This window comes from Thiorhodococcus drewsii AZ1, assembly GCF_000224065.1.
Classification (GTDB): Bacteria; Pseudomonadota; Gammaproteobacteria; order Chromatiales; family Chromatiaceae; genus Imhoffiella; species Imhoffiella drewsii.
In genome coordinates, this window is the sequence record NZ_AFWT01000002.1 from 207,554 (window position 1) to 234,019 (window position 26,466).

Sequence of the window (26,466 nt, forward strand, 5' to 3'; positions counted from 1 at the left end):
CGATTTTGAGTCATGAAGCGCAATTTGCATCATTTCATCGAGAAGTAAAGACGAACGATATACTGAATGGACCGTGACAGGCGTATTTTGCGAGACAACCGTTTAGCTCGGCTTTGGCCAATTTAGGCCGTCACCGCAAGCTGGTCGAGCAAGCGATCTTGCCGAAAATGCGCGGACGCGACAGGAAATAGTATTTGCCGCAGCTGGCCAGCGCCAAGGCGTGGGCGGTCTTGTCGACATAGGTGTAGCCCTCCTTGATGATCTCGCACAAGGTCTGGATGCCGATGGGGAGCTTCTTCAATGGGGTCTCATGGTTCGCCAAACCTCGACGACCGATTATCCGCCCCGACCATCATCCAACCACTCGCCAGCCCGATCAGCAGCAACGGCAAGGCGAAGAGCAGCAGGTGACTGTTGCCACTGGCGATGAAGGTCATGGGCTGCCCCATGACCGGCAGGAGCCCGAGCACATTGCCCCAGGCGATGAGCGCATGGGCGACGAAGAGCCAGGCCAGCGCGAAGAGCGCGAACGACAAAAAGACGCCCAGTCCCTGTTGGGCGACATCCTGACGGCGCCCCCAGGCGGATAGCCGCTCGCTCAAGGCAAACAGGGATCCGGCGAACAGCAATTGAAGCAGCAGGACGAGGATGCCGCCGACGGAACCGGCACGGTTGAGCACGAAGGCCCCGATGAAATCGTTCTGGACCACGGGCAACCCCATCACGGCACCGTTCCAGCCGAAGGGACCGGTCACTGGCCCCATGCGCCCTCCCTCGGCGGCCAGATCCAAGGCCAACCTGACCTGATAGCCGCTCTCGGGAAAACGCTCAGGCTGTGCCCAGGCCATGAGTCGTGCATATTGCGGAAACCAGCGCGGCAGCATGTCCGGATCGGCATAGATCCAAAACAGAAGACCAAGCCCCAGTATGATCGCCACGACGATTCCGACCCGGGTCCATCGCGCACCCTGGCTCGGTACGCCGAGCGGATGTGGCGCGACCAGCCACATCCCAGGGAGCACCAGCATCAGGAGCAGCAAGGCCGGCGACATATCATGCACGGCCCAGAGCAGAGCCAAGGCGAACGTCAGGAAGAAGAGTGCAATCCCTGTCAGCTCCAGGCTGGAGCGCAGCGGCGCAACGCGATGATAGGTGACGAGACCGACACGGCGCGCCCACAGCCGCCGTGCCACATAGGCGAGCAGCAATGCGGTGAGGATCTTGACGCCTTCGACAGGCTGCACGCCAGCCAGCCCCTCCTCTCGCCCGAACAGTCCCTGAGCCAGCAATACGAGCACAGCGCCCGACAAGAGTGAGAGACGCGCACGTCTCCAGGCGGCCGATGCCTCCGGATCGGTCAGCTGGGTCGCCAAACGTTCGAAGGTCTCGCGCCGGACCAGGGTCAGCGGGACGATCAACCACCCCATCAGAGCCAACAGACGCCAGTGATCCTGGGCGATCAGGAGCCAACGGGTATCGTCGCCACCAAGCCCCAGTTGTCCCTGTACCAGTGCACCGACCAAGACCAGGCCCAGTGCAGCCGACCACAACCAACCGACAGGACCGGCGAGCCGGCCACCGAGACCGAGCAGCAGCGTCGCCAGCCCCCAACCCAGACCGATCGACATCAACAACCACGCCGGGGAAACGAGACCGGTCCAGGCGGTCGCCAAGGCCAGGATGCCGAACAGAGGCGCCGGCACCGAAGCGGTCAGCCGAACGCCAAGCGGTATCTGTCCATACGGCCTGGGCCGACGCAGTTCGAGCACTCCGGCAACCAAGGCCAAGACCAGTGCGGCACAGCCCCAAGGCCAGTGCCCGACCATCCATTCGGTCATCGACGGCATAGCAGCGGTCGGCGCGTATGGCCGCCAGTCCGGCGACACACGCTCATCTCGCGAAACAAGCCGCGTCACGCCCCGCTCCTCCGGCCAGACATCGGTTCCTCGGGTCGGTACCAGCGTCAGGGCCGAGCCATCGGACCCGGCATCCGTCCAGGTGAGCCTGTAACTGGTACGCCCCAAGACCAGACGCTGTGCCGGCTCGACCGGATCGTCGAGACGCCACTCCAAGTCACCGAAGCCACGCCACTGCGGCTCGCCGGCGCGAGAGAAGCGGACCTCGGCCGTTCCAGGGGCCAGCCAAAAACGCCCCTCGGACCAGAGCACACGGACACCTTTGGCAGGCAGGCCCGGCAAGGACCAGCGCGTCGAACAAGGAACCTGACCGCCGATCGAAAACAGGGCAAGCTCGGCCGTGGGCCGCACCCGGTGCATCCACCAATCGCCGCCTTCGTCCGGGCAGCCGGAAAAGGGCTCCAGTTCCTGGAAGAGCGTTCCTGCTTCCCAACGGGCGCGACCAGAGGGTGCGGAAAGAATCAGACGATCCGCCTGGACCTCGGTCACCTCGATCACCCTGCCATCCAGGCTCAAACGGTCACCTGGGGCTAGAGACCAGCGGCGCAGATAGCGTGTGGGATGCATGCTCGTTGGCGCATCGACCCGACGTCGATCGGACACATTGGCAACCCACCAGCCCGACGCGTCGTGCCGCACGCGCAGATGATCCAAGACCGCAGAATCGCTGCCTGGACGCTGCCCCAATTCTTTTCGGCCAAGAATCAGGGGGCTCTCATCCGATCCGAGCGCAATCGTCACCTGTGCCACGACCGAGCCGCTTGGTGCATGCGCCAGCAGCAACCAAGCCGCATAGCCGTAACCGAGCAACAGTAGAACCGCTAACGAAAAGGGACCGAGCGAGCGATCTTGATGCATGTGCGAATTCAGGAACCCAGGGTACACTCGCCGCTCAGACTTCGAGGAACAGGGGCGGAAGTCGCGCGGTCAAGTCGGTTTAAGGAGAGGCCGATCGGCCACGAAGATCATACCGTTCAGCGCCTCCAAGCACAGCCTTGCACTGAGACGATGCGTCGAGCATGACCGCCGCGCGACTCGGATTCGAAATGGGATTGACATGCCATGGTCGACTTCATCAACCGCGTTCGCCAAGCCCTAGGAGGTTCGGGAGACGCGTCCGTTTCCTACCGCCGCAATGAATGGCTGCCACCGAACGACGATCATCTGCTCTGGAATCTGACCCTGAGCGGAGTCGAGGATCCACTCGATGCGGATGCGCTTTGGGACAATAGCGGCGGCAGCGGACGCCATATCCGCGAGCTATCCAGCGGAGAGCCCAACAGACGCCTGTGTCGCGCCCTTCAAGATCATCGACGCTGGGTTCGGTTGAGCGACCCCAATCACGGACGATGGGTTCTGGGCGATCGTTGCTTCACCGACGTCATCCTCTCGATCCCTCAGAGGGCCTGGGATCAGGATATCCGGGCGACGGGCGGCGAACGTATCGAGGTGGCGGCGCAAAATTTGATCTTCCGCCATCGAGAAGCCTTCAAGGCCAGCCTGCCAACCGGGCGTCCGCCACGTTACCTGCTGCGACCCGATCCGCAGTTGCCTGACGATCGCGTCGTCTCCCTGTTCGGTCCTGCCGTCTTTCTTCCCGATCCCGAAGACCAGCCAGCCTTCGATCTGTTACCAAGCCTCAACCAGGCCCCTTTAGTCTTGGAGTCGCTACGCTGGTTGCCAACTGGACACACGCACGCACAGCCACCGGGTTTTTATGCAGATCAGGAATGTCTATTGCTGACACCGGAGGGACGCGGCCCGATACCGGTGCCAGGTTGGCACACCCCGGATGACGCCTATCTCCTATTGCGCCGCACGGGAGTCAATGAGTGGGCGGCGTATGGCAGCAGCGGGAACGACTGGAAGGCCAGCGAACGACGACACGGAGACGGCTGGGTCTTCGAGCTTCGCAGTCCCGATGGCCAGGCGAAACAAATACTCTCGCTGGAACTCGCGCCCGCGCATCTCGGACAGCAGCAGACAGTCGGCGACGCCGGCGGCACACTGATACCCGGCCTGCCCTCACCGGTCTCTCCCTACACCCTGGAGCTCGAAGCCATTGCGCTCCCAGCGCTGCATCAGGGACTGAGACAGTGGACGATCTGGTTGGGACAAGACGGCACGCTGGCAACGCCAGAGCAGATCGGACGGTATCCAGACACGCTCATTCGCGTGCAGTTGGATGGACGCGGCCTCTCGCTCGCCATTCCAGGCGAGCCGCTTCAGACGCTTGGCGAACACCTGACTGAGCCGGTCGAGATCGGCCAAACCGATGCCAAACTGCTTCCGTTCGAGTCACCGGGAGGCCGAGGGCTTTTATCGCTTCCTCGACCCGACCTCTACTCACCGGCATACGAGAGGCGTCTATTGGGACGCACGGATCCGACGAACCCCGGTAGTCGGCCCGATATTGCACTGGATCAGCTGGCCCAGCCCGGCGGGCTGCTCTGGTCCAACGGCATCGATCCTGGATTCACGCTCTGCAACCTGAGCGTGTCGCGCAGCCACGCCTGGATTTGGGTGGACGGAGACCAGTTGCTGGCCGAGGCCTGCAAACCGAACTGCTCACTCATGCACCTCGATCGGAACGGTCGTCTCCAACCCATGCAGGACGACCAAGAGGGTCAGGCATTGCGCATTCCACCCGGGGATGGCCTGCTCGCCGGCAATTATCTGCTGCGCTTTCGCTCCAAGGGTGGTTGATGGGTGTCATCGGACGCTGTATCTCCGCGCTACTGCCTGATTTCAAGACCGAGGCGGTCAGCCTCACCGGTCTCAGGCACGAGAATCAGGACAACTATCTGATCATTGCGCAAGGCTCAGATGGACAGCCCAAGGCGCGTTGGCTGCGCGACGCATCCGCCGCCGAGGAGACGCGCGCCTCCTGGCCGAGCCGTTGGATCCGATTGGCCGTCTTGGATGGTATGGGCGGCCATACCCATGGACGCGAAATCGCCGAGGCGGCCGTCGATGCGCTGCGGCGATTGCCACCCTGCCAATCGACATTCAAGCAGCGCCGCGCCGTCGTCGATCTGCATCGAAACCTGCTTCGCCAGTTCGGAACCGGCCAAGCCAACAGCCCAGGAACCACACTGGTCTGGGCCGAAATCGATCGGCTCCGACGTCGCTGTCATTTGCTGCATCTTGGCGACAGCCGTGCCTGGCTCGGGATGAACGATCGCTGGCACCCTCTGACCCATGACCATACATTGGCCGAATTCGGCTATCGTGACGGACGCATCGATCCCTCGGCCTATGCCGCCGAGAGCGAGAGACGCAACCAACCCCTCGCCCAGGCGCTTGGACATGGGACTTGGGGTGTCATCATGGATGCGGAGGGCCATGAAAGCTTCGGTTTCGCCCCCGAAATCCGGCTCGATGCCATGCACGACCTATCACCCTCACTGCAGGGGCACGCCGATCTCCGCACGATCGACTTGCCAAGAGGCACACCCTTGATCTTGGCGACCGATGGTTTATGGAGTGGAATCGGATGCGATCTGCCACCCCCGACCGAACTCATGGTTCCCGGCGCAATCGGCGACCTGGCTCAAACGGCGATCGATGCGGGAAGCACTGACAATACGACCTTGATCATTGGTCACTTCGACCCGGAACCCGCCTCATGAGTCGCTTCGCCACGCTCACGCTGAGCGCGCTTGGAATCCTGATTGCCTGGCGCATGCTGACCTTCACCCCTCCGAATCACCAGCTGACCGGCGCCCACACCGCCGCCCAGGACCTATTCGAGGGACTCGTCGACTCCGATCTGCTGGTCATTGCCCCTGACGCACGGTTGCAACCTCCACCTCCAGATGCCGCCTTGGCTGCGGCCTGGCGCAGTGAAAACCCTGAACCGTCGGCCATGCAGCAGGTGCACGATCTCTATGGCACAGCCGCCGGAATAAGCCTGCAAGACCAGATCGGGCTGTGGAACCGTAGCCGCCGCCTGGCCGCCGTTCGCGACAATGGCGCCTCCAGCGGCGTGACCCACGCGGTCTGGAGAGCCTACGGCTGCAAAGACGATCGACTCATCAACACCCCGGCATTGGTCGACGCGTCGTTCGGCTACGTTCACCAGGGTCGACTGCGTCTGGGTTTCTCTCCCTGGACGGCCGTCGCTTCAACGTCCGATTGCATCGAATGGCGCGGCGAGTTCAACGCGGCCAAGCCGCTGTCGTTGAATGTCCTCTATATCGGTCGATTCATGGACGGGATGCCCGAAGGCCGGTCCATCGCCTACGCACCACCGCCGGCCTGGAACAACCGCCCGACACCCACCTGTCTCGACCGAAACCCACAACACACCAACCAGGTCGGCGAATGGCGCATTCCCGCGTCCGCCTGGCAACGCACGCCCCAGGGGGGCTGGAAGCTGTCCGCGACACTCCGCCTTCATCCAGCACGCAATCCCAGCCTGAACGCGCAGGGTCTGCAGGTCGGCGTTTCGGAGAGTAAAACGCAGGACGAGGCAGCGAAGTGCACACCCGTCTGGCACTCGCCTCGGCCTGGCAGCGGAGGCGCACCCGCGATCTGGTCCGTCACGACGATCGATGGCGTGCCCCTGCTCGATTCGGAGCTCCACCCCACCCCCGAAGCCGAAAGGCTCGGCTTGATCCCTTTGGTCGGATATGGACCCGAGGATTATTACGGGCTCGGAGCCATGCTCGGCGCCGCTCGCCCCGCCGGCCGGCTGACCCTCACCTTGAACAGCCGGTTGCAAACGGCCGCCAACGCTGCACTCACCAAGAAGCTCAAGGAGTTGGACACGCAGGATTCCCGGTCCGCAGAGCGCCGAGCCGCCTTGGTCCTACTCCGCTCGGACGGAGCAATTCTCGCCGCCGCCGGCCATCCACAGCCACCGCCATTGAATCAGGTCACGCACTGGGATCTGACGGCATTTTCCCGCATCTATCCGTTGGCCAATCCACTGCAGATGCGCGCCTGGGAGGGTGTGGACCGTCATCAGGCGGCGGGGTCGACCCTCAAGCCACTGATCGCACTCGCCGGGTTAGAGGCCAGCGCCGATCGACCGCAGATCGGTCAAATGTTACGCGGACTCTCCGTTGCGGATTTCAAACGGCTCACAGGACTCGGACTGACATCGACACGCATCGATCCCTATGCGGGTGTGGAAGGCGGCCATCCGAGCGGAGGGCGTCACACCATCAAGAACTTCGGCGGAGAAACGCTGCAGAATTTGCTGAACCCATCCCCGAGCCGGCCCAGAGCCAGGTGCCCAGGACAGACCGCACCCCAGTATGATTTGAGCGTCGCCAGCGCACTGCGCGAGTCACTCAATACCTGGTTCTCGGCCTTGGCGCTGCAACTCGACGGAACCGCCGCCGACCGCTATCAGAACGATCCTCGTCCCCTGAACCAGCGCCCGCAACCCGACCTTCGACTGATAGGCACCATGCGCCAACTGGGATTCGGCTCCAGTCAATCGCTGCTTGCCGCACCGCCCGCGTCGCTCGGCGACCGCTCGCCACAGATGAGCGTAGATCGGATCGACCTGCTCGGCGAGACACCCACGCCACTGCGCTGGATCATCGCCCAGAGCGCCATCGGTCAGGGTGTGCTGGTGACTCCCTTGCGCATGGCGACTTTGGCCGCCACCTTGTCCGACGGGGCGATCGTGCATCCGCATCTGGATGCGGCCTGGAACGCGGATCCGGTACGACTCAAGGCACCGACGCCTTTGGGATTGGACCTGTCGCTCGTGCGCCGAGGCATGCGCGATGTCGTGCAGGCCGGTACTGCGGCCAAGGCCTTTAGCGAAACCGATCCCGAGATATGGTGTAACACATACGCCAAAACCGGCACGGCCGATGTCGCACAGCAACAGAAGACAGGCCAAAAGGAACAATACGGTACCGCCTGGCTGATCGGCTGGCACCAGCCTCCAGGGGGCTCGGATCGGCTCGCCTTCGCCTGCATGGTGACCCACACCCAAGGTTTCGGCGGTGACGTATGCGGCTCCATCGTTGCGGATCTACTCAGCCGTATCCCAGACTCGCCATCGGACAGCGACGGATGAACACCGCTTCACATCTCATCGTCACCAGCCGTTAGAATTGAGCGCATTGTCCGACGCCGAGCCAGGGCAACGGACGTCTTTACCAATGCGGAGTATCAGAATGCCCAACCCGGCCCCCGAGGGTCTCCAGCCACACCCGGTCAGCGTACCGCCCCATCCTCAGTGGCCCAGCCTGTCTCCAGACGAAAAGGCCCAGCTCAAGACGCGCATCCGCGACTTGCTCAAGGCGGAGGATGCCACGCTGGTCGCCCACTACTACACCGACGACGACCTCCAGGAGCTGGCCGAAGAGACGAGCGGCCGTGTCGCCGACTCGCTCGAAATGGCCCGTTTCGGCACCACGACCCAGGCCAAAACCCTAGTGGTCTGCGGCGTTCGCTTCATGGGCGAGACGGCCAAGATCCTCAATCCGGAGAAGCGCGTCCTCATGCCGGAGCTGGGTGCCACCTGCTCGCTGGACGAAGGCTGTCCAGCGGACGAGTTCACCGCCTTCTGCGACGCGCACCCGGATCACACCGTCGTGGTCTACGCCAACACCAGCGCCGAGGTGAAGGCGCGCGCAGACTGGGTGGTCACATCGAGCATCGCGCTGCCGGTAATCGAGCATCTGGCCGCCCAGGGCGAAAAGATAATCTGGGCCCCCGACAAACACCTGGGACACTATGTCCAGCGCATGACCGGCGCGGACATGCTTCTATGGAACGGCGCCTGCGTCGTGCACGAGGAGTTCAAATCCTTCGCGCTGGAACGGGTGCGCAAGCTGCACCCGGACGCAGCCGTGCTGGTGCACCCGGAATCGCCGGACGAGGTGGTGGATCAGGCGGACCTGGTCGGCTCGACCAGCCAGCTCATCAACGCGGTCTCGGAGATGTCGAACCCGGAATTCATCGTCGCCACCGATGCCGGGATCTTTTGGAAGATGCGCCAGGTCGCTCCACATAAGACGCTGATTCCGGCCCCGACCGCCGGCGAGGGCGCGACCTGCGAAAGCTGCGCCCACTGTCCCTGGATGGCGATGAACGCGCTGCAAAATCTGGAGACGGTGCTGCGAACGGGCGACCAGGAGATCCAGATCGATCCAGCGATCCGCGAGCGCGCGCTCGTACCCATTCGCCGCATGCTCGACTTCTCCCGCCGCTAGGACCCGCCGATCCGTCCGCCCTACAGCCTTGAGCCGACGCCTATTCCGGGAGCAAATCCGAAAGATCGCGTCTCAGATAGATTGAGGCGGCCTCGGTCGTCGAGAAGATCTGGACCGGATACCGTCCTTCGGCAATCGACGAGAAGATATAGGACAGTGCCGTTTCCTTGGGGCGATCCACCAGGATCGCCCATCTCCCCTGGGTGAAGCCCGCATCGATCGTATAGGTGGCGAGAAATCGGGCCTTGTCCGGCCGTGCATCCTTCAGCATCGACCGGCGCAGATCCACGACACCGTCGTAGTCGCTCGAAAAGGTCTCCTCGCCCATCGCATCCTGCACCCATGCGATCACATCCTGATAATCGATCGGCCCGGCAAAGCGTCCAATGACGAGCCGCCGTTCAGGATAGATATCGAGCATTCTCGTCGTTGAGTGCGTCATCTGTTGCTCGTTGCGATCAACGTGACCACGGCCTGGCGATCGCACCAGGCCACCCCATCCATCCAAGGATAGCGACCAATCAGGCAGCTCGCGAGTCAGCCCCCCATGACCTCCAGGGCCATGAACCCAAGTCGAAGGTCATCATGCAGGACATGTTCGACCCATTTTCCCACGCCAGGCGAACAAGATTCGACCAGTCACAGATTCTTAATATGCAAGAATCGCTTAGACCCATTGATAACAGTTTATCCACAGGGATATGCACTGCATCTGGGGAAAACTGTGCGAGGCGACATCAGCGACCGCATCGCATGAGGCATAGAGCCACCCGCGCGCATCCTGTCGAGGCCAACCTCTGCGAAATCGGAGTGAACCGAGACCATCCACAGGCGTCCAATGCGCTGAACTGGCGCGGCCGCAACCTGCTCGGATGCGCGCTCACGGAGGTCCGAGCGCGCCTGGCCGCAACAAACCGAGCGCCCGCGCCCGACAGAGTCGGACCACCAAAACAAGCGCGCTACGCGCCGACCTTCTCGCTCGTTTAGAATGGCGGCCATTTTCAGAATCGTGGCATTCCAGCCGCCCTGGCGATCTCGACCCACGATTTCGGCCCGTGCGATTGCAGCCCGATTGAGCACCAACCACCGGATCCATAGACCATGACCGAACAGTATCCCAACGTCGATCGCGCCGAAATCAGCAAGTTCGAGGAACTCGCCTCGCGCTGGTGGGATCCGCACAGCGAATTCAAGACACTGCACGACATCAACCCGCTGCGTCTCGACTACATCGAGCGCGGCGCCGACGGGCTGGCCGGCAAACGCGTCCTGGACGTCGGCTGCGGCGGCGGCATCCTGTCCGAAAGCATGGCACTCCAAGGCGCCACGGTGACCGGCATCGACATGGGCGACATGCCGCTGCGCGTCGCCGAGCTGCACACCTTGGAGACCGGCGTGGAGGTCGAGTACCGCCGCGTCCCGGTCGAGGTTCTCGCCGACGAGCTGCCAGGGGCCTTCGACGTGGTCACCTGCATGGAGATGCTGGAACACGTCCCCAACCCGGCCTCCGTGATCGGCGCCTGCGCCCGACTGGTCCGTCCGGGCGGCAAGGTCTTCTTCTCCACGCTCAACCGCAACGCCAAGTCCTATCTGATGGCCGTCGTCGGGGCCGAATACATCATGCGCATGCTGCCGCGCGGCACCCACGACTTCTCGCGCTTCATCCGCCCGTCCGAACTCGACGCCTGGGTCCGACCGACCGAGCTGCGCACCATCAACATGAGCGGCATGAGCTACAACCCGCTGACCCAGACCTACCGGCTCGACCCGCACAACCTGGAGGTCAACTATCTGGTCACCTGCGTGCGCGACACCGATGCCTGAGCGCTCAGCCGTACGTGACGGCGCGGTGCTCTTCGACCTCGACGGCACCTTCGCCGACACAGCCCCAGACATGGCCGCCGCGCTCGACCGGCTGCACGCGCGTCACAGCAAACCGGTGCTGCCCTTCGAGCAGGTCCGCCCGTACGTCTCGCACGGGGCGCGCGGCATGCTCCAGGTCGGCTTCGGCCTGACGCCGGAGGACCCCGACTTCGAGCCACTGAAGACCGAATTCCTGGAGCTCTATACCGCCGCCCTGGTCGAGCGCACCCGGCCCTTCCCCGGCATTCCCGAGCTGGTCGATGCGCTCGAAGCACGCGGCATTCCCTGGGGCATCGTCACCAACAAGCTGACCGCCCTCACCGAGCCACTGATGGAGCAACTCGGCTTTCGCGAGCGTGCCGCCTGCATCGTCTGCGGCGACACCACGCCCCGACCCAAGCCGCATCCGGACCCACTGCTGCACGCCGCCCGCCTGCTCGGAATCGAGCCGGCCCGCTGCTGGTACATCGGCGACGACGCACGCGACATCCATGCCGGACTCGCCGCCGGCATGGGCACGCTCGCCGCACTCTTCGGCTATCTCGGCACCGAAACCGCACCAACCGACTGGGGCGCGCACGGACTCATCGCCCACCCGCTGGAGACGCTCGACTGGCTGTCCGCACCCATCGACTCATGACGGAAACAGCACCTGAAGAGCGCTGGGGCTTCCCCAACGCGGCCACCCCGCCCGGCTCTTCCAGCTATTACAGCCTGCGCTTCGCGCCAGCGCCTCTGCGTCACGACCTGGCCGTTCTCTGCGCCTGGCGTCACGAGATCGCCACCACGCCCGACCAGGTCAGCGAACCCCAGGTCGCCGCCGCCAAACTCGACTGGTGGTCGCACGAACTGGAACGCAGCCTCGACGGCACCGCGCGGCATCCGCTGACCCGACAACTGACCTCCGTGCGCGAGCGCCATGCACTGCCAGCCGAGCCATTGCGTGAGCTGCTCGCCAGCGCGGTCGAGCGCCTCTCGCCAACGCAGCCGAACGACTTCACCGCCCTCGCAGCCGAGGCGAAGCAGGATCTGGGAGCGCTCTTCGAGCTGATCGCACACTGTCACGGCCAAACCGATCCGAGCGCCATCGACGCCGCCCGCCAACTCGGTACCTACTGCGGTCTGGTCGAAGGCATCCGAGACAGCGGCTGGTCGCTGCGCCGAGGCCGTCACGGATGTCTGACCAACGACCGCCTCGCCGAGGCGGGCCTCGACCGGCACCGGATCCGACTCACCGAGCACGAGACCCAGCTACGCGCCCTACTCGCCCGCATCGCCGAGGACGCACAGACCCTGCGCGCCCACATCGCCCCGAGCAGCGCGACCCTGCCGAGAACGCTCCGCATCCGCGCCCGACTGAGCGACCTGCTCCTGACCGAGCTAGCATCCAGCGGATTCGACGTCCTGAACCAACGCATCGCGCTCACCCCTATCCTCAAACTCTGGCATGCCTGGCGTGAGCGCTGATTCGGAACCGTTCGAAACCAAGAAGACTCAAAGACACGCGTCGCTGGCCGCTCCAAGGCGGACCATGCATCCCGATTTTTAAAGCCGATCATCACCACCAGCCGGACCGAGCCGATCGATCCGGCATCACACCAACCGACTCGAACGGGGTCAGGGCGAGAGCCGATCCCGATCGGGTGATAGTTCGCAAGACGAGGATCATCCAGCAATGGATCAATCGAGCACTCAATCAAACACTCCATCGAACGATCGCGGCCAACGGCTCAACGAGCGGGTCATCCTGGTCACGGGCGCGCTCGAAGGCATCGGACGCGCCGTCGCACTAGCCTGCGCGGCCGAGGGGGCGACAGTGATCCTGTCCTCCTTCGAGGAGGTCGACCTGGAGCCGGTCTACGATGCCATCGTCGCCAACGGCGGACCCGAGCCCGCCATCCTGCCGCTGAACCTGCAGACGGCCAGCGAACGCGATTTCATCGCCGCTGCCGACATCGTCGCCGACACCTTCGAGCGGCTCGACGGCCTGGTCCATTGCGCCGCCTCGGCGCCCTTCCTCAGCCGTATCGACGACTATGACACCAACGAATGGGAGGGCGTCATTCGAGTCAACCTCACCGCGCCCTTCATGCTGACCCAGGCGTGCATGCCTATCCTGCGTCTGTCCAAGGACGCCTCTATCGTCTTCACCTCGGACCGGGTCGGTCGCACCGGCATGGCCTATTGGGGTGCCTATGCCGCCGCCAAATTCGGCATCGAGGGTCTGATGCAGGTGCTGGCCGACGAGACGCGCGACAGCAGCCACATCCGGGTCAACAGTCTCGACCCCGGAATCCTGCGCACCGCCCTGCGCGCCAGCCTCTATCCCGGCGAGGATCCCTCCACCCTTCCGGCTCCCGAGACGGTCACCGAAGCCTACATCCAGCTTTTGAGCGCGGAATCCCAGGGCATGACCGGCAAGCGTTGCAGCGTCGATGCCACGACGGGTCGACTGACCTGAGCCACAGGAATCCGGCGCGCCCGGCCACGCCGGTGCGCGCCCCCTGCTTCAATATCGCTCTTCCAGCGTACCAACGGACGCATACAGCGAAGCCAACCGACTCACCCACGCCTCGATCTGCGTGGGCGTTTCCACCACGTCCTGACGGATCTCGATCATGGCATGCGGAAGCCCTCGGCGCTCGCCGTGTCTGGTCAGGGTGTAATCGTGGCTATCCTCGATCGCGTAGGGAAAGTTATCTCCGACGACCAGATCCTCGTGCACCGCGAGTCCCCGCAGCAGACGTTTGGCGAGTCGCGGATCGCGTCCGTGGGCGATCCCGATGTGCCAGGAGCGGCGCTCGCCATCGAGTTGGGGCGTGAAGCTATGGAGCGCGATGAGGCAGGTCGCGGGATCCGCATGGGCGTCGAGCCAGGCGGCGATGGCCTGGTGATAGGGCCAGAACAGCGTCGCGAGTCGTTGCTCTCGGGCCGCCTGGTCCAGGTTCCGGTTTCCGGGAATCGGAACCCCGTCACTACGCTCCGGGATCAGTTCCGCGCTTTCCAATGGGCGATTGAGATCGACCACCAGACGCGAATAGCCGCCCAGGATCAGCGGGGCATCAAGTCGCTCCGCAAGTCCTCTGGCAACCGCCGCCGCGCCGGGATCCCAGGCGATATGCTCGCCCAGACGCTCGGGTGCCAGGCCAAGACCCGCGAGTCGTTTGGGGATCCGATTGGAGGCGTGATCGCAGACCAGCAAAAGCCGCGCCGTCCCGTGCGGATTGACCAGCTCGAACGCAGGCGGCTCATCGGGGTCGAGCACGCGCGCCCCTTCCGCTGAATCGCCGCTCATGCGCCGCCCGCCACCACCTCATCGGACCAGACGCGGAAGCTCTTCAGGGTATTCGGACCAAAGGCGTTGCTGAGCGGCACATCGGCCGCGTCACGGCCCTGGGCGATCAGAACCCGTCCGATACGGGGCACCAGATTGCGCGGATCCAGGGTGTGCCAGCGCCCGCCCAGATAGACCTCGAGCCAGGCGGAGAAGTCCATGGGCTCGGGGGCGGGCGGCACGCCGATATCGCCCAGATAGCCGGTGCAGTAACGCGCGGGGATGTTCATGCAGCGACAGAAGGTGATGGCAAGATGGGTATAGTCGCGGCAGACGCCAGCCTTCTCCTGAAAGGCTTCGAGCGCGGTCTTGGTGGCGCGGGCGTACTGATAGCCGAAGGTGATGTGCTGATGGACGAAATCACTGATCGCCTGCACGCGCGGCCACCCCGGAGGCGTCTTTTCGAACAGCGACCAGGCGATCTCCGAGAGGCGGTCGGTCTCGCAGTAGCGGCTCCCCTGCAGATAGACCAGGGTCTCGCTGGGCAGGTCCTCGACCGCATGCTGGACGGCTGTCGTATCGACCGCATCGAACAGACCGCTATCGTTGATGATGGTGTCGGTGCTGATGCGGATATCCCCAGGAGGCGCGACGAGACGGCTGCACCAATTGCCGAATCCGTCGCGATAGGCGATGACCGGAACCGCTGGCTGGGTGACGACATGGTCGGGGGCGACCAGATCGGACGCCCGACTGTAGTGGACGTTCAGTGTCAGGATCATGGGCGTGCGCTGAGGGCACGTATAGACCATCTCGTAGCCCAGTCGAATCTGCATCGGTCAACTCCTGTTGGAAATCCATTGGCTTCAATGGTGGCCCGCGTGGTCGACAGCGGGCGGGGTTCATGGAAATGAAGGTGGTGCGTCGTCCTTGAACGACCTCGGTCTAAGACCGCTGCGAAGACGTACAATTCCTCGACAGCCCGCGCGCAATTCTCTGCCGGTTCGCGTAATGTATGCGTAAAGAGCCTTAGTAGTCGCAGGTATCCGATATGGACGACACACTCAAGCGATTGCTCGACGCCGAGATGCGCGCGGAACAGATCGCTCAGCAAGCCGAAGCGGAACAGGAACGCATCATCCAGAAGGCCATCGCCGACGCCAAGTCGGAGAACGAACGCTTCACGGCTCGGATTCCGGATCTGCATCGCTCCTTCATCGCCAAGTCGGAGGAAAAGGCGGAGCAGACCATCGCCGAGCTCAGACGCCGCTACGACGAACGCCACATCCAGCTCAGGGACCAGGCGGAGCAGCGCGAAGAGGCGGCCCTGGAGACGGCCTTCCAGATCCTGACCGGGGTCGAGCGCTGACGCCATGAGCGACGTCGCAGATCAGGCCTATCTCAACACGCGCGTATCGGTGATGGCCACGCGGCTCTTCCCGCCCGACCTCGCCGAACAACTCATCCAGATGCCCTTGCCCGCGCTGGCCGAGCGTTTCGGATTGACCGCCCTACTCGACGAGCAGCACACGACCGCCGCTCGCAGCCGCGCCGTCGAACAGAGCCTGATCTGGCTGCTGATGACCGAGCTTCAGATCCTGATCCGCCCCATGAAGTCCGCCGAGCGCGGCCTGCTGCTGGCCTGGGGACGCAAGTACGCGCTCTTCAATCTCAAAACGCTGATCCGGGGCAAGCTCTACGAACTGGACCAGAAGGACATCGGCGACAATCTCTACGACCTGCCCGAGAGCATCCGGCTACCCGACCGGGCGCTGTTCGGGGCCGAGAACGTCCTGGAGATGCTGCGCCAGCTTGAGGCAGGCCCGCATCACCGGATCGCGCGCCAGGCGCGCGAGGTCTACGAGCAGCAACGCGAGCCCTTCGCCCTGGAAGCTACAGTCGATCAGCACTATTTCGCCGATCTGGCACACCGCATCCTCACCTTTGACAGCCACCAGCAGGCCTCGCTGCGCCGTCTCATCGGTGTCGAGCTAGACCGGACCGCACTGCTCTGGATGCTGCGTTTCCGCTTCTCCTATCAGCTTTCGCCGTCCGAGACCTTCTACCAGCTCGTGCCCTCGCCCCGTCTGCTGACCCGCGAGCGCCTGCTGAATCTGGTGAACCTGGAAAACCTGGAACGTATCTTGGAATCACTCCCAGAACCTCTGAACCAAACGATGGCCGACTGCCGAACCATCGCGGACGTGCAGCGGCGCATGGAGCTTCACACCCAACGCGAAATCCGCTGGCTCTTGGCGCGCAGCCCGTCCGGCGTCGCCCGGGCGCTGGCCTATTTGATGCTCCGAGAGGCCGATCTGATGCGACTGTTCGCCGTGGTTCAGGGACGACTGCTCGGGTTTCCGAACGACCGGGTCGAGATGGCGCTCAACCTCATCGACCCGGAATGCGCCACAGGCGCGGGCCAAGCCGCCTGAGGCGGGAGCGACACCAGTCGGACGCCAACCAACCATCGGATAAAGAGACCCAGCTATGTTGAGGCCCATGCCAATGAAGCACGTCCGCCTACTGGTTCTGACCGAGAACCTGCCGCAGGCGTCTCTGGCCCTGGCCGAAACCGAGAGCTTCCACCCGGACACGCGTCCGCCGACCGAGACTCAGCTCGCCGGCCTGCCCGGACGCGAGTACCGCGAGGTCTTCATTCAGGCCAAGTCGCGTCTGGACAAGATCGTCCGGCACATCCCGCTCGATCCCGTCGCCGAGATCGCGCCCATCCGGGTGATCGATGCCGAGGAACTCATCCAACTCAACGATTGGCTCGGCCCGCTCTGGGACGAGACCTCCGGTTACGAGGAGGACTTCCGCCTGCTCGACGACGAGGAACGGCTGGTCAAGGAACAGCAGGCGGCGCTGGCCAACTTCGCCGAGCTCAATATCGACCTGGGAATGCTGCAAACCAAGACGCGCTTCCTCGATATCCATATCGGCCTGGTCCCGCGCGAAAACCTGCGTCAACTGGAGGGCGCCGTCGGTCTGGCCCATCACATCCTGCATGTCTACATGCAGCAGGACGACAACGCCCACGTGGTCATCGTCGGCCCCAAGGGTGACAAGGAATCCACGCTGACGACCGTTCTATCGGCGGCCGGATTCCAACGGCTGCCGATCCCGCAGGGACTCGACCGTCCCCCGGCCGAGCTGCAACGCGAGCTGGCGGCGCGACTCAACGGCATCGAAGAGCAGCGCCGCACACTGGAGGAGACGCTGGTTCGCTGGAGCGCCCCTCAGCGCCCCAAACTGATCGAGGCTCGGCACACCCTCCTGCTGGCCGAGCCGTTGGTGGAACTGGACGCCTCGCTGCGTAGCGCCGGACATCTGGCGCACCTGGCCGGCTGGGTTCCCGCGCGCGCCGTCGAACGCCTGAAGCAGCGCCTGAGCAAGACGCTCGACCAACCCTTCGATCTGACCCTGCGCGATCCGCTCCCCGAGGAACGTCCGCTGGTTCCAACCGTCGCCTCCAAGAACCGACTCCTGATCCCATTCGCCATGCTGGTCGATCAATACGGCATCCCATCCTATGGCGAGGTGGACCCAACGCCCCTGTTCGCCATCACCTTCCTGCTCATGTTCGGCAGCATGTTCGGCGATCTCGGACAGGGCGCGGTCATTGCCGGTGCCGCCTTCCTGGCACGTCGCAAGCTCGGACGCTTCTGGCTGTTCGGTCTGCTGGCCGGATTCGCCTCGATGGGCTTCGGACTCGTCTACGGCAGCGTCTTCGGCTATGAGCACGTCCTGCCGGCGCTCTGGATGAGCCCGCTCAGCGACCCCCTGCTGATGCTCTCCATCGCGCTCGTCTGGGGCGTGATCTTCATCACCACCGCCTGTCTGCTGGCCATCTACAACCGTCTCGTCATCCGCAACTGGTCGGGTGCGCTGTTCGGACACCACGGCGTCGTCAACCTGATCTTCTATCTGGCGCTCGTCGCCGGCGGCCTGGAGGTGGCGCGCGGCGGGGGAATCGGCATCCACACCGTCGTTCTGGTCGCCGGCTCGCTCGCCGCGCTGGCCTGGCACAGCTGGCGGCACCAGGACGGTGGACTGGGCGAAAAGATCCTGGTCGTCTTCATCGAAACCCTGGAGACCGTCATCGGCTATGTCTCCAACACGCTGTCCTTCCTGCGTGTTGCGGCCTTCAGCCTCAACCATGTCGCGCTCTCCATCGCCGTCTTCACACTGGCGGACATGATGGGCGCCTTCGGGCATGTGGTCACCGTCATCCTGGGCAACCTCTTCGTCCTGGTACTGGAGGGAGGCATCGTCATGATTCAGGTGATGCGTCTGCAATATTACGAAGGATTCTCGCGCTATTTCTCAGGGGATGGGCACGCCTTCAAACCGCTGCGTTTCCGTCGCGGCTTCTCGTGATGAAACGCCCAGCCCGGCAACACACGTTCAACAGCAACCTCGCCACTCACATATGACTTTGGAGCTCACCATGTACTGGCTCGTCGCCCTCATGTCCGTCGCCATTCTCGGCCTGATCGTCTCCGGACTCTATCTGGAATGGCGCCCACGCTTCGTCACCTCGATTCGCGGCTGGTACAAGCCAGCCCTCGGAACCCAACTGGTCGTCTTCGTCGGCGCCCAGCTCGCACTGCTGATACTTGGGATCAACGACGTCCTGGCCAGCCCGGAGACCGCAGGCGCGGCGGCGGAGGGGCTCAAGGAGATGTCCACCGGCATGGGTCTGGCCATCATCGGTGCGGGCATTCCGACCGGTCTCTCGACCATCGGCGCCGGCATCGCCGTCGGCCCCATCGGTGCCGCATCGCTCGCGGCCATCACCGAAAAGCCCGAGAACCTGGGCCGCACGCTCATCTATCTGGGCCTGGCCGAGGGTATCGCCATCTACGGCCTGGTCATCTCGATCCTGCTGCTCAACAAGATTTGAGCCGGCCGCACGATTTGAGCCAGTCAACAGGATCCGAGCCGGACACAGCCTAAGATGGATACCCACCAGGACCTGAGTCACCCGACCCGCATGCTGTTCCTCGGCGAGGGTCGGCTCGCGGACGGCTTCCGCCTGATCGGTTTCGAGGTCCACCCGGATCCCTCGCCCGAGGAGGTCGATCGCATCTTCCGCGACCTGCAGCGCACGCGCGAGCGGACCTTCGTCATCGTCGACGACGCCATCATGGGTCAAAACATCCCGCATCTGCAGCAGGCCCGACGCGAGGGCGGTCGCATCCTGGTGATCGCGGTGCCGGCGCTCAACGCGCCGCCAACGCTCTCCAGCGATGTGGCTCGGCGTCTGGCGGCCCTCTTCGGCGCCGCCGCACTCGAATCCAGTCAAACCGGAGAGCGAGAACCACAGTGAATCAGGTAGACGAACTGGAACGAGCCATTCTGGCCCGCGCCGAGCGCCTGGCCAGCGAATACCACGAGCGCGCCGGACACAGCCGCGACAGCATCCTGCGCGATGCCGCCGAACGTCTGCGTCTGCGCGAGGCGCGCGAGGAAGCCATCGCCAAGTCGCTCGGCGAACGCGCCTTCCACCAACGGGTGCAGGCCAGCGAGCTCAAGATGCAGACCCATCTCGACCGCATGCGCTGGAATCTGGTGCAGGGCGTCGAACGGCGCCTCACCGATCGCATGCGACGGTTCATGGAGGACGAGGCGCAATACGACGCCTGGCTCGACAGTCTCATTCTCAACGCCGTCACGATCATCGAGGGCGATCGGCTCGTGGTCTCGGCCAACAACCAGGACCAGCACCGCCTCCATGCGCGCTGGGAGCAGATTCGCCCGTCGCTCCCGACCGACAAGACCGTCGAGCTGGCCTCCAGCGCGCACGCCATCGATACGCTCGCCGGTGTGCTGGTCACCAGCCACGACAGCCGGATCCGGGTCGACCAGACCTTCGAGGGCCGGCTCGACCGGCTGCGCCCCAAGATCCAGCAGACCATTCTCGAACGCCTGCTTCCCGGCGGGTTCGACACTGCCAACCTCTTTACCGGATGAGAGCATGAACGAAGCGAACAGAGTCGGCGTCATCCGCGACATCAACGGCCCCATCGTCACCATCGAGCTGCCCGGCGTGCGCAGCGGCGAGCAGGTCAAGATCGGCGAACTGGGGCTCTTCGGCGAGGTCATCTCGCTGCGCGGCCAGGAGGCCGTGGTCCAGACCTACGAATCGACCGACGGGGTGCGACCCGGCGAACCCGCGATCGGCATCGGCTGGCCGCTCTCGGTCGAGCTGGGTCCCGGACTCATGGGCGGCATCTTCGACGGGGTGCAGCGTCCGCTGTCCAAGATCGCGCTCGAATCGGGCGATTACATCCGCCGCGGCATCTCCATTCCGGCGCTGGATCGCTCCAAGCAGTGGGAGTTCGAGCGCACAGCAGGACTAGAGGCCGGCGCCAAGATCAGCCCAGGCACGGTGCTCGGCACGGTCCAGGAAACCCAGACCATCCTCCACCGCATCCTGGTGCCGCCGGGCGTCGAGGGTGAGCTGGAAGAGATCGCCCCGTCCGGCGACTACGATATCGAGTCCACCATCGCCCGGGTACGCGACGCCAAGGGCAACGACCACCGGCTGAGCATGTATCAGCGCTGGCCGGTACGCAAACCACGCCCCTATCTGCGTCGCGACGACGGCATCGCGCCGCTCATCACCGGCCAGCGCGTCATCGACAGCTTCTTTCCCCAGCTCAAGGGCGGCAAGGGCGCCGTACCCGGCCCCTTCGGCGCCGGCAAAACCGTGGTCCAGCAGCAGATCGCCCGCTGGTCCAACGCCGACATCGTCATCTATGTCGGCTGCGGCGAACGCGGCAACGAGCTGGTCGACGTGCTCGAAACCTTCCCCCAGCTCGACGACCCCTACACCGGCCGCAAGCTGATGGAGCGCACCCTACTGGTCGCCAACACCTCCAACATGCCGGTGGTGGCGCGCGAGGCGTCGGTCTATGTCGGCATGACCATGGCCGAGTACTACCGCGACATGGGCTACGACGTGGTCATGCTCGCCGACTCCACCAGCCGCTGGGCCGAGGCCCTGCGCGAGGTCTCGGGCCGGCTCGGCCAGATGCCGGTCGAGGAAGGCTATCCGGCCTATCTCGCCTCCCGCCTCGCCGCCATCTACGAGCGTGCCGGCCGGGTCGAGACCTACAACGCCGGCTCCGGCTCGGTTACCCTCATCGGCGCCGTCTCCCCGCCCGGCGGCGACTTCTCCGAGCCCGTCACCAGCCACACCAAGGACATCATCGAGACCTTCTGGGCGCTCTCCAAAGAGCTGGCCGACGCCCGTCACTATCCATCCATCGACTGGGTCACCAGCTTCTCCGGACACGTCCACACCGCCGCCCAGTGGTGGCACACGGAGGTCGATCCGAACTGGGAACAACGCCGCGCCGCCGCCCTCGCCCTCCTCGCCCGCGACGCCGAACTCTCGCGCATCGTCAACCTGGTCGGCCCAGAGGCGCTCTCCGATGCCCAGCGTTGGGAGTTGGAAGGCGCCTCGCTCATCAAGGAAGGCGTATTGCAACAAAGCGCGCTCGATGACATCGACACCTTCTGCTCGCCCGTCAAACAGTTCGCGCTGCTGGATCTGGCTATTGGGATCTACCGCAGTGGGGAATCGCTGATTCAACTCGGCGTCCCCGTCACCGAACTCCAAAACCTGCCGCTCCTGGCCAAAATGCGCAGGATCAAATCCATGTATTCGAGCGATCAGCTAGACCAAATCCAGGCGTTTCGGAAAGAGGTCGAGAAGACGATGGAAGGGATTCGAATTGAATATGCGAAGCATGAAGGGGAAACGGAAGTGGAATAGGGGGCTTGACACGGACTTATGATCAAGGCTTTATTGCTTCAACGCCCTCCAAGCATAAATTTCATTGTTTTTGGGAACTTACGATAACCATATAAATAGACAGGAACCATCATCAAAGCAATAATTAAGGGAGCCGAAAACCAATATGCCCAGTAGGGCACATCAGGAACAATTTTTTGATAAATAATCCATAGCGTAAGCAGCATTGGCCCTTGCGCCAAGAAGGTCAGAAAACTGTATTTAGCTAATCCAGCAATCCAGACGCCAAACTTGGTGTTAACAATCAGCGAACACGCTGGCCAAATCAGAATAGGCGAAACAAGCCTGAGGTAGTTTCTGTTTTCTATTTGAAAAGCAACAATAGCGAAGCAAAATAGCAAGAACATTACAAAAAGCATTAAGGCATATTTATCCAGCTTTCTCATATCCCACTCAAGAATAGCTGCCATTCCGCCAACATAAAACAAAATAGGCATAGTATTTCTAAGAACAATGTTGCCATCAAAATTAAACCAGAATATTAATAACGTAATTAGAAGCCCCGTCCAAGCAAGTTTTCTAATCAATAATCCAAAAATAGGCGCAAGTATTGATATTACATATAAGTCTCTTAAGAAATTCAGCGGGTAATTTATTGGGCTTCCAAATAATCCAATTATTGCATCTAACCAGACAAAAAAGTTGAAGGGATATAGTTTTTGCGAAAAATCATGATCTAGGAGCTGATATGCTTGTACGGTATAAACAATTAATGCGATAGGCAAATTAAATAAGACAAGTGGAACAAGTATCGTTCTTGTTTTTTTGGACAGAAGAGCGCTATATCTCAAGTCAAGATTCGCGCTAAATAATAGATATCCGGAAATAAAGGTAAGAACAGGAACGGATGTCCGAAAAATAGCATGTTGGAACGTTGCTTTAAGAAAATCAAAAGCAGATGCTCCAGTTTCTGTAAGAGGTATATATGGCGGCGCGTGAAGAACAATAATCCCAAAGATCATAATGTAACGTAATATGTTGATTCTTTGGCTGATTTCAGGGTCAAGCTTACTCATTGCGATTCTCGAAACAATAATCGGTAGGTTTAACGCAAATTGACTTACTGAATTAGCTTACATTTTACTACATCTCGGTTTCGGCTCAAAAGCATAATCGGGTAAGGGCGGGTATTTAGCCCGCCCTCCCCACACCACCTAGCATGCGGGTCCGCACTAGGCGGTTCACGAGAAGGAAGCACACGAGGACTTCAGGCATAGCCATGCGCTTTCATCCACTGATCGCGAATGCTGATCAAGCCCTGGTCTTTCAGCCAGTCATTGGTCATCCCGGTTTGCGTGCCCAGCGACCGGGACAGATGCCAGTAGCTCTTGGAGCTCATGCCCGTCCAGATCGCGGTCCGTATCCGTGTCCCCAGAGCCCTCAGCTGGCGAATGCGATTGCGCACCCCGCGCCACTGTTTCCAGTAGCACATGCGGATGCGTCGCCGCAGCCAGTGGTCCAGCTCGGGGATCGGCCGGTAATAGTCCGAGATGCCGAAGTAGCCCATCCAACCACGGACGTATTCGGCGAGCTTCTTGAGCCGGTAGTCCATGGACACGCCCCAACTCCGTCCGGTCAGCTTACGCAGCCGGTGGCGGAAGTCCTGGTAGGCGCGCTCGGACCAGCGCAGTTTCTTGCCCCGGAAGGTGAATCCCAGGAACACGCCGTCGTCGGTCTTGACCACGCGGCTCTTCTGCTCATTGACCACCAGCTTGAGCGTGCCAGTCAGGTAGCGAGACACGCTCGCCATGACCCGCTCGCCCGCACGGTGGCTTCGGACGAGGATCAGCAGGTCGTCCGCGTAGCGGACGAACCGATGCCCCCGTCGCTCCAGTTCCTTGTCGAGGTCATCCAAGAGGATATTGGCCAGCAACGGCGACAGTGGCCCGCCTTGCGGCGTGCCGATCTCCGTTGCTTCGATGGTTTCCCCAACCAAGACACCCGCCCGCAGATACGCACCAATCAGCGCCAGCAGCCGCTTGTCGCGCACCTTCCGACCCACGCGGGCCATCAGGACGTCGTGCCGGACCGTGTCGAAGAACTTCGCCAGGTCCAGGTCAACCGCGATGCAGTAGCCCTCGCCAATGTAGGTTTGTACCCGCCTCAATGCTCCGTGGGCGGAGCGCCCTGGTCGGAAGCCGAAGCTCGCATCCGAGAACTCTGGATCGAAGATCGGCCCCAGAACTTGCGCGATGGCTTGTTGGATAACGCGATCCATCACCGTCGGGATGCCGAGCCGACGCTCGCCACCGTTCGGCTTGGGAATCGTCACCCGTCTGACCGGCTGTGGCCGGTAGCTGCCCTCGCGCAGGGCTTGGCGGATCGCTGGCAGGCTCGAACGTGCGAACTCGGGAAAGTCCTCGATGCGCATCCCATCCATACCGGGCGCACCTTTGTTGGCCTTCACGCGCATCCATGCCCGTCGCATGTTCTCGCTCTCCAGCACCCGCTCCATCAGGTCGTCGTGCAAGGCTGGCTGCGTGGCATCGCGCCGTCCCATGTCTCCCCCGAGCGGGTTCGTCGACAGGGGCAAGCGATCCACGGCTCCGCCTTGACTTCTCATGTTCGGCCCTTCGCCACGCGCCCGCTCCACGGTTGCACGGCTACTATGGCCTCGGCTGACTTCTGTCCCGTCACGCCGCGCGTTGCCGCCCGACGCGCTGTCCGAGTCACGGTAAGGTCCGGTGGTGATTCCAGCGCTTTCGCGCTGGCCCTCAGTCCGGCTCCCCTGGCGACCACAGCACCCGTAGGGTTCGATGGCAATTCCAACCCTTTCGGACTGGGCCTCAGTTCGACTCCCATAGCCACACGGACCGCTCGCAAGACAGATCTCCCCGGATAAGGACATGAACTTTCTCTGCACAACCTCGCCATTTACCGTACCCACGTCGGATCACCGGGCTTCGCTATCTGTGGCTAGCTCGCCCCCGGGCTCGGCCTTCTATGACGTTTCTGTTCGTAGGCTCGCAGATTTGCTCCAGGCTTCCTTCAGACCTCGCCTCGCGGCTCGGCCCTTGCCCTTCGCTAGTAGTTTTCGCCTGATCAGAGACCAGACGGTGATCCTCCTACAGGGGACTCGCACCCCATCAGTTCATGCCCATGCCGGGCGTACCACTAAAGTGGACCCTAAAAATCGGACAGTCATTTAAGTTGTCAGGCCGGCACGAAAGGGTTGATCACAATGGGTGAAGCAAAGCGCAAAACCTACGCCGCCGCGTTCAAAGCCAAAGTGGCCTTGGAGGCCATCCGTGGGGTGAAAACCGTCAACGAGATTGGCCAGGAGCACGGTGTGCACCCGGTTCAAGTTGGGCAATGGAAGAAGGAGATCTTGGAGCACGCCGGCACGCTGTTCGAGACCAAACGGGGGCGCAAACCTGCGGATGATCAGAGTGCGCCGGAGCGCCTCTACAGCGAGATCGGGCGCCTGAAGATGGAACTGGACTGGTTGAAAAAAAAGTCCGGGTTGAGCCTGTGAGCACCCGTCGCGGATGGATCGAGCGTGCGGGTGAGGTGGCGGTGATCCGCCAATGTGCCTTGGCCGGTGTCGCGCGCTCCGGGGTCTATACCCGCTCAACAAAGGAGGTCGTCAGCGAGTTCGACCAGATGCTCTTGGGGTTGATTGATGCGGAGTACACCCGTCACCCGTTCTACGGCAGCCGGCGCATGGTGGTCTTTCTCAAGGCGCAAGGCCATGTGGTCAACCGCAAGCGCGTGCAGCGATTGATGGGGATTCTGGGCTTGGCGGGCATGGCGCCGGGACCCAACACCAGCCAACCGCACACCGAGCACCCGGTCTATCCCTATTTGCTGCGCGGGGTCGAGGTTACGCGCCCGAACCAGGTATGGAGCACCGACATCACCTATGTCCGCCTGGCGCATGGCTTTGCGTACCTGGTGGCCGTCATTGACTGGTACGCGCGCCGGGTGTTGGCCTGGCGCCTGTCCAACACCCTGGAGGCAGGGTTCTGCGTGGACTGTCTGCAAGAGGCGCTACGCACGCACGGGCGCCCCGAGATCTTCAATACCGACCAAGGGTCACAGTTCACCAGCGCGGTGTTCACGGGAGTGCTCCTGCGCGAAGGGATCGCCATCAGCATGGATGGACGCGGGCGGGCATTGGACAACATCTTCGTCGAGCGCCTGTGGCGCAGCGTCAAGTACGAGGATATTTACCTCAAAGGCTACGCCAGCTTGCCCGAGCTGCTCCTGGGGTTGACTGAGTATTTCGCCTTCTACAACGGAGAGCGCCCCCACCAATCCCTGGGGTACCTCACGCCTGATGCGGTCTACCGATCGGGAAACGGGGGTGGGGCCAAGATCGTCGATCGCTTCGGCGAGACAACACTGGGGCAGCGCCAAACCGCTGCGATTGAGGTGGCCAGTACAACTTAAATTCGGGGG

General features: G+C 62.7%; 22 protein-coding genes and 1 pseudogene. 16 read left to right on the top strand and 7 right to left on the bottom strand.

The genetic code is table 11. The annotated features are described in order from the left end of the window. Nucleotides 1-157: 157 nt before the first annotated feature. A pseudogene (locus THIDRDRAFT_RS24345) lies at nucleotides 158-322 on the bottom strand (AAA family ATPase); the annotation flags it as partial. Then, the gene (locus THIDRDRAFT_RS02185) at nucleotides 309-2,774 is read right to left on the bottom strand and encodes an FtsW/RodA/SpoVE family cell cycle protein (RefSeq protein WP_007039154.1); all 2,466 of its coding nucleotides are present in this window, start codon (nucleotides 2,772-2,774) and stop codon (nucleotides 309-311) included. The pseudogene THIDRDRAFT_RS24345 and the gene THIDRDRAFT_RS02185, both read right to left, overlap by 14 nt. Nucleotides 2,775-2,978: 204 nt before the next feature. On the opposite strand from THIDRDRAFT_RS02185, the gene THIDRDRAFT_RS02190 reads away from it, so the two are divergent. The 4 genes from THIDRDRAFT_RS02190 to nadA all read left to right on the top strand — a co-directional run bounded on the left by THIDRDRAFT_RS02190 (nucleotide 2,979) and on the right by nadA (nucleotide 9,100). Further along, a complete protein-coding gene (locus THIDRDRAFT_RS02190) occupies nucleotides 2,979-4,622 on the top strand; it encodes a hypothetical protein (RefSeq protein WP_007039155.1) in 1,644 nt (547 codons plus the stop codon). Then, complete coding sequence (locus tag THIDRDRAFT_RS23505; protein WP_007039156.1) at nucleotides 4,622-5,548, top strand: PP2C family protein-serine/threonine phosphatase; 927 nt, start codon at nucleotides 4,622-4,624, stop codon at nucleotides 5,546-5,548. Before THIDRDRAFT_RS02190 ends, THIDRDRAFT_RS23505 begins: the two co-directional genes overlap by 1 nt. Beyond that, a complete protein-coding gene (locus tag THIDRDRAFT_RS02200) occupies nucleotides 5,545-7,959 on the top strand; it encodes a penicillin-binding transpeptidase domain-containing protein (protein ID WP_007039157.1) in 2,415 nt (804 codons plus the stop codon). Before THIDRDRAFT_RS23505 ends, THIDRDRAFT_RS02200 begins: the two co-directional genes overlap by 4 nt. 100 nt (nucleotides 7,960-8,059) lie before the next feature. After that, on the top strand, nucleotides 8,060-9,100 hold the full coding sequence (gene nadA / locus THIDRDRAFT_RS02205) for a quinolinate synthase NadA (protein WP_007039158.1): 1,041 nt from the start codon (nucleotides 8,060-8,062) through the stop codon (nucleotides 9,098-9,100). A 40-nt stretch (nucleotides 9,101-9,140) separates the two neighbouring features. Here the strand turns inward: nadA and THIDRDRAFT_RS02210 are convergent, their stop codons facing one another. Continuing rightward, nucleotides 9,141-9,542, bottom strand: coding sequence for a hypothetical protein (locus THIDRDRAFT_RS02210; protein WP_007039159.1), 402 nt, complete (start codon nucleotides 9,540-9,542; stop codon nucleotides 9,141-9,143). 659 nt (nucleotides 9,543-10,201) lie between these two features. Between THIDRDRAFT_RS02210 and ubiG the strand changes: the two genes are divergently transcribed. The 4 genes from ubiG (at nucleotide 10,202) to THIDRDRAFT_RS02230 (ending at nucleotide 13,424) form a co-directional block, all read left to right on the top strand. Then, complete coding sequence (gene ubiG / locus THIDRDRAFT_RS02215; protein ID WP_007039160.1) at nucleotides 10,202-10,924, top strand: bifunctional 2-polyprenyl-6-hydroxyphenol methylase/3-demethylubiquinol 3-O-methyltransferase UbiG; 723 nt, start codon at nucleotides 10,202-10,204, stop codon at nucleotides 10,922-10,924. Then, a complete protein-coding gene (locus THIDRDRAFT_RS02220; protein WP_007039161.1) occupies nucleotides 10,917-11,603 on the top strand; it encodes an HAD family hydrolase in 687 nt (228 codons plus the stop codon). The genes ubiG and THIDRDRAFT_RS02220 overlap by 8 nt, the downstream gene beginning before the upstream one ends. Further along, a complete protein-coding gene (locus THIDRDRAFT_RS02225) occupies nucleotides 11,600-12,430 on the top strand; it encodes a squalene/phytoene synthase family protein (protein ID WP_007039162.1) in 831 nt (276 codons plus the stop codon). The genes THIDRDRAFT_RS02220 and THIDRDRAFT_RS02225 overlap by 4 nt, the downstream gene beginning before the upstream one ends. Before the next feature lie 208 nt (nucleotides 12,431-12,638). Beyond that, on the top strand, nucleotides 12,639-13,424 hold the full coding sequence (locus tag THIDRDRAFT_RS02230; protein ID WP_007039163.1) for an SDR family NAD(P)-dependent oxidoreductase: 786 nt from the start codon (nucleotides 12,639-12,641) through the stop codon (nucleotides 13,422-13,424). A 48-nt stretch (nucleotides 13,425-13,472) separates the two neighbouring features. Here the strand turns inward: THIDRDRAFT_RS02230 and THIDRDRAFT_RS02235 are convergent, their stop codons facing one another. Continuing rightward, entirely contained in the window at nucleotides 13,473-14,258 is a 786-nt protein-coding gene (locus THIDRDRAFT_RS02235; RefSeq protein WP_007039164.1) for an N-formylglutamate amidohydrolase, read from the bottom strand. Then, complete coding sequence (locus THIDRDRAFT_RS02240; RefSeq protein ID WP_007039165.1) at nucleotides 14,255-15,073, bottom strand: transglutaminase-like domain-containing protein; 819 nt, start codon at nucleotides 15,071-15,073, stop codon at nucleotides 14,255-14,257. Before THIDRDRAFT_RS02240 ends, THIDRDRAFT_RS02235 begins: the two co-directional genes overlap by 4 nt. A gap of 215 nt (nucleotides 15,074-15,288) precedes the next feature. On the opposite strand from THIDRDRAFT_RS02240, the gene THIDRDRAFT_RS02245 reads away from it, so the two are divergent. The 7 genes from THIDRDRAFT_RS02245 (at nucleotide 15,289) to THIDRDRAFT_RS02275 (ending at nucleotide 22,026) form a co-directional block, all read left to right on the top strand. Further along, a complete protein-coding gene (locus THIDRDRAFT_RS02245) occupies nucleotides 15,289-15,606 on the top strand; it encodes a hypothetical protein (protein ID WP_007039166.1) in 318 nt (105 codons plus the stop codon). A 4-nt stretch (nucleotides 15,607-15,610) separates the two neighbouring features. Continuing rightward, the gene (locus tag THIDRDRAFT_RS02250; protein WP_007039167.1) at nucleotides 15,611-16,672 is read left to right on the top strand and encodes a V0D/AC39 family V-type ATPase subunit; all 1,062 of its coding nucleotides are present in this window, start codon (nucleotides 15,611-15,613) and stop codon (nucleotides 16,670-16,672) included. A 73-nt stretch (nucleotides 16,673-16,745) separates the two neighbouring features. Further along, nucleotides 16,746-18,620: a V-type ATP synthase subunit I gene (locus THIDRDRAFT_RS02255; protein ID WP_007039168.1), complete on the top strand. Its 1,875-nt coding sequence runs from the start codon at nucleotides 16,746-16,748 to the stop codon at nucleotides 18,618-18,620. Nucleotides 18,621-18,690: 70 nt separating this feature from the next. Beyond that, nucleotides 18,691-19,146: an ATP synthase subunit C gene (locus THIDRDRAFT_RS02260; protein ID WP_007039169.1), complete on the top strand. Its 456-nt coding sequence runs from the start codon at nucleotides 18,691-18,693 to the stop codon at nucleotides 19,144-19,146. Between the two features lie 54 nt (nucleotides 19,147-19,200). Then, nucleotides 19,201-19,572, top strand: a complete 372-nt coding sequence (locus tag THIDRDRAFT_RS02265; protein WP_007039170.1) for a V-type ATP synthase subunit F — start codon at nucleotides 19,201-19,203, stop codon at nucleotides 19,570-19,572. Then, nucleotides 19,569-20,216 carry a V-type ATP synthase subunit E gene (locus THIDRDRAFT_RS02270; RefSeq protein ID WP_007039171.1) on the top strand — a complete coding sequence of 216 codons (648 nt, stop codon included), beginning with the start codon at nucleotides 19,569-19,571 and terminating at the stop codon, nucleotides 20,214-20,216. Before THIDRDRAFT_RS02265 ends, THIDRDRAFT_RS02270 begins: the two co-directional genes overlap by 4 nt. Nucleotides 20,217-20,220: 4 nt before the next feature. Then, nucleotides 20,221-22,026, top strand: a complete 1,806-nt coding sequence (locus THIDRDRAFT_RS02275; RefSeq protein ID WP_007039172.1) for a V-type ATP synthase subunit A — start codon at nucleotides 20,221-20,223, stop codon at nucleotides 22,024-22,026. Between the two features lie 38 nt (nucleotides 22,027-22,064). Here the strand turns inward: THIDRDRAFT_RS02275 and THIDRDRAFT_RS24350 are convergent, their stop codons facing one another. Beyond that, the gene (locus THIDRDRAFT_RS24350) at nucleotides 22,065-23,081 is read right to left on the bottom strand and encodes an acyltransferase family protein (protein WP_007039173.1); all 1,017 of its coding nucleotides are present in this window, start codon (nucleotides 23,079-23,081) and stop codon (nucleotides 22,065-22,067) included. A gap of 191 nt (nucleotides 23,082-23,272) precedes the next feature. Further along, entirely contained in the window at nucleotides 23,273-24,607 is a 1,335-nt protein-coding gene (gene ltrA, locus THIDRDRAFT_RS02285; protein ID WP_007039174.1) for a group II intron reverse transcriptase/maturase, read from the bottom strand. 639 nt (nucleotides 24,608-25,246) lie between these two features. On the opposite strand from ltrA, the gene THIDRDRAFT_RS02295 reads away from it, so the two are divergent. Beyond that, nucleotides 25,247-26,457 (top strand): IS3 family transposase gene (locus tag THIDRDRAFT_RS02295; RefSeq protein WP_086009916.1). Its coding sequence is split into 2 segments (ribosomal slippage): nucleotides 25,247-25,529 and nucleotides 25,529-26,457, totalling 1,212 coding nucleotides; the frame shifts between segments, so codons are not numbered across the junction. Nucleotides 26,458-26,466: the final 9 nt, after the last annotated feature.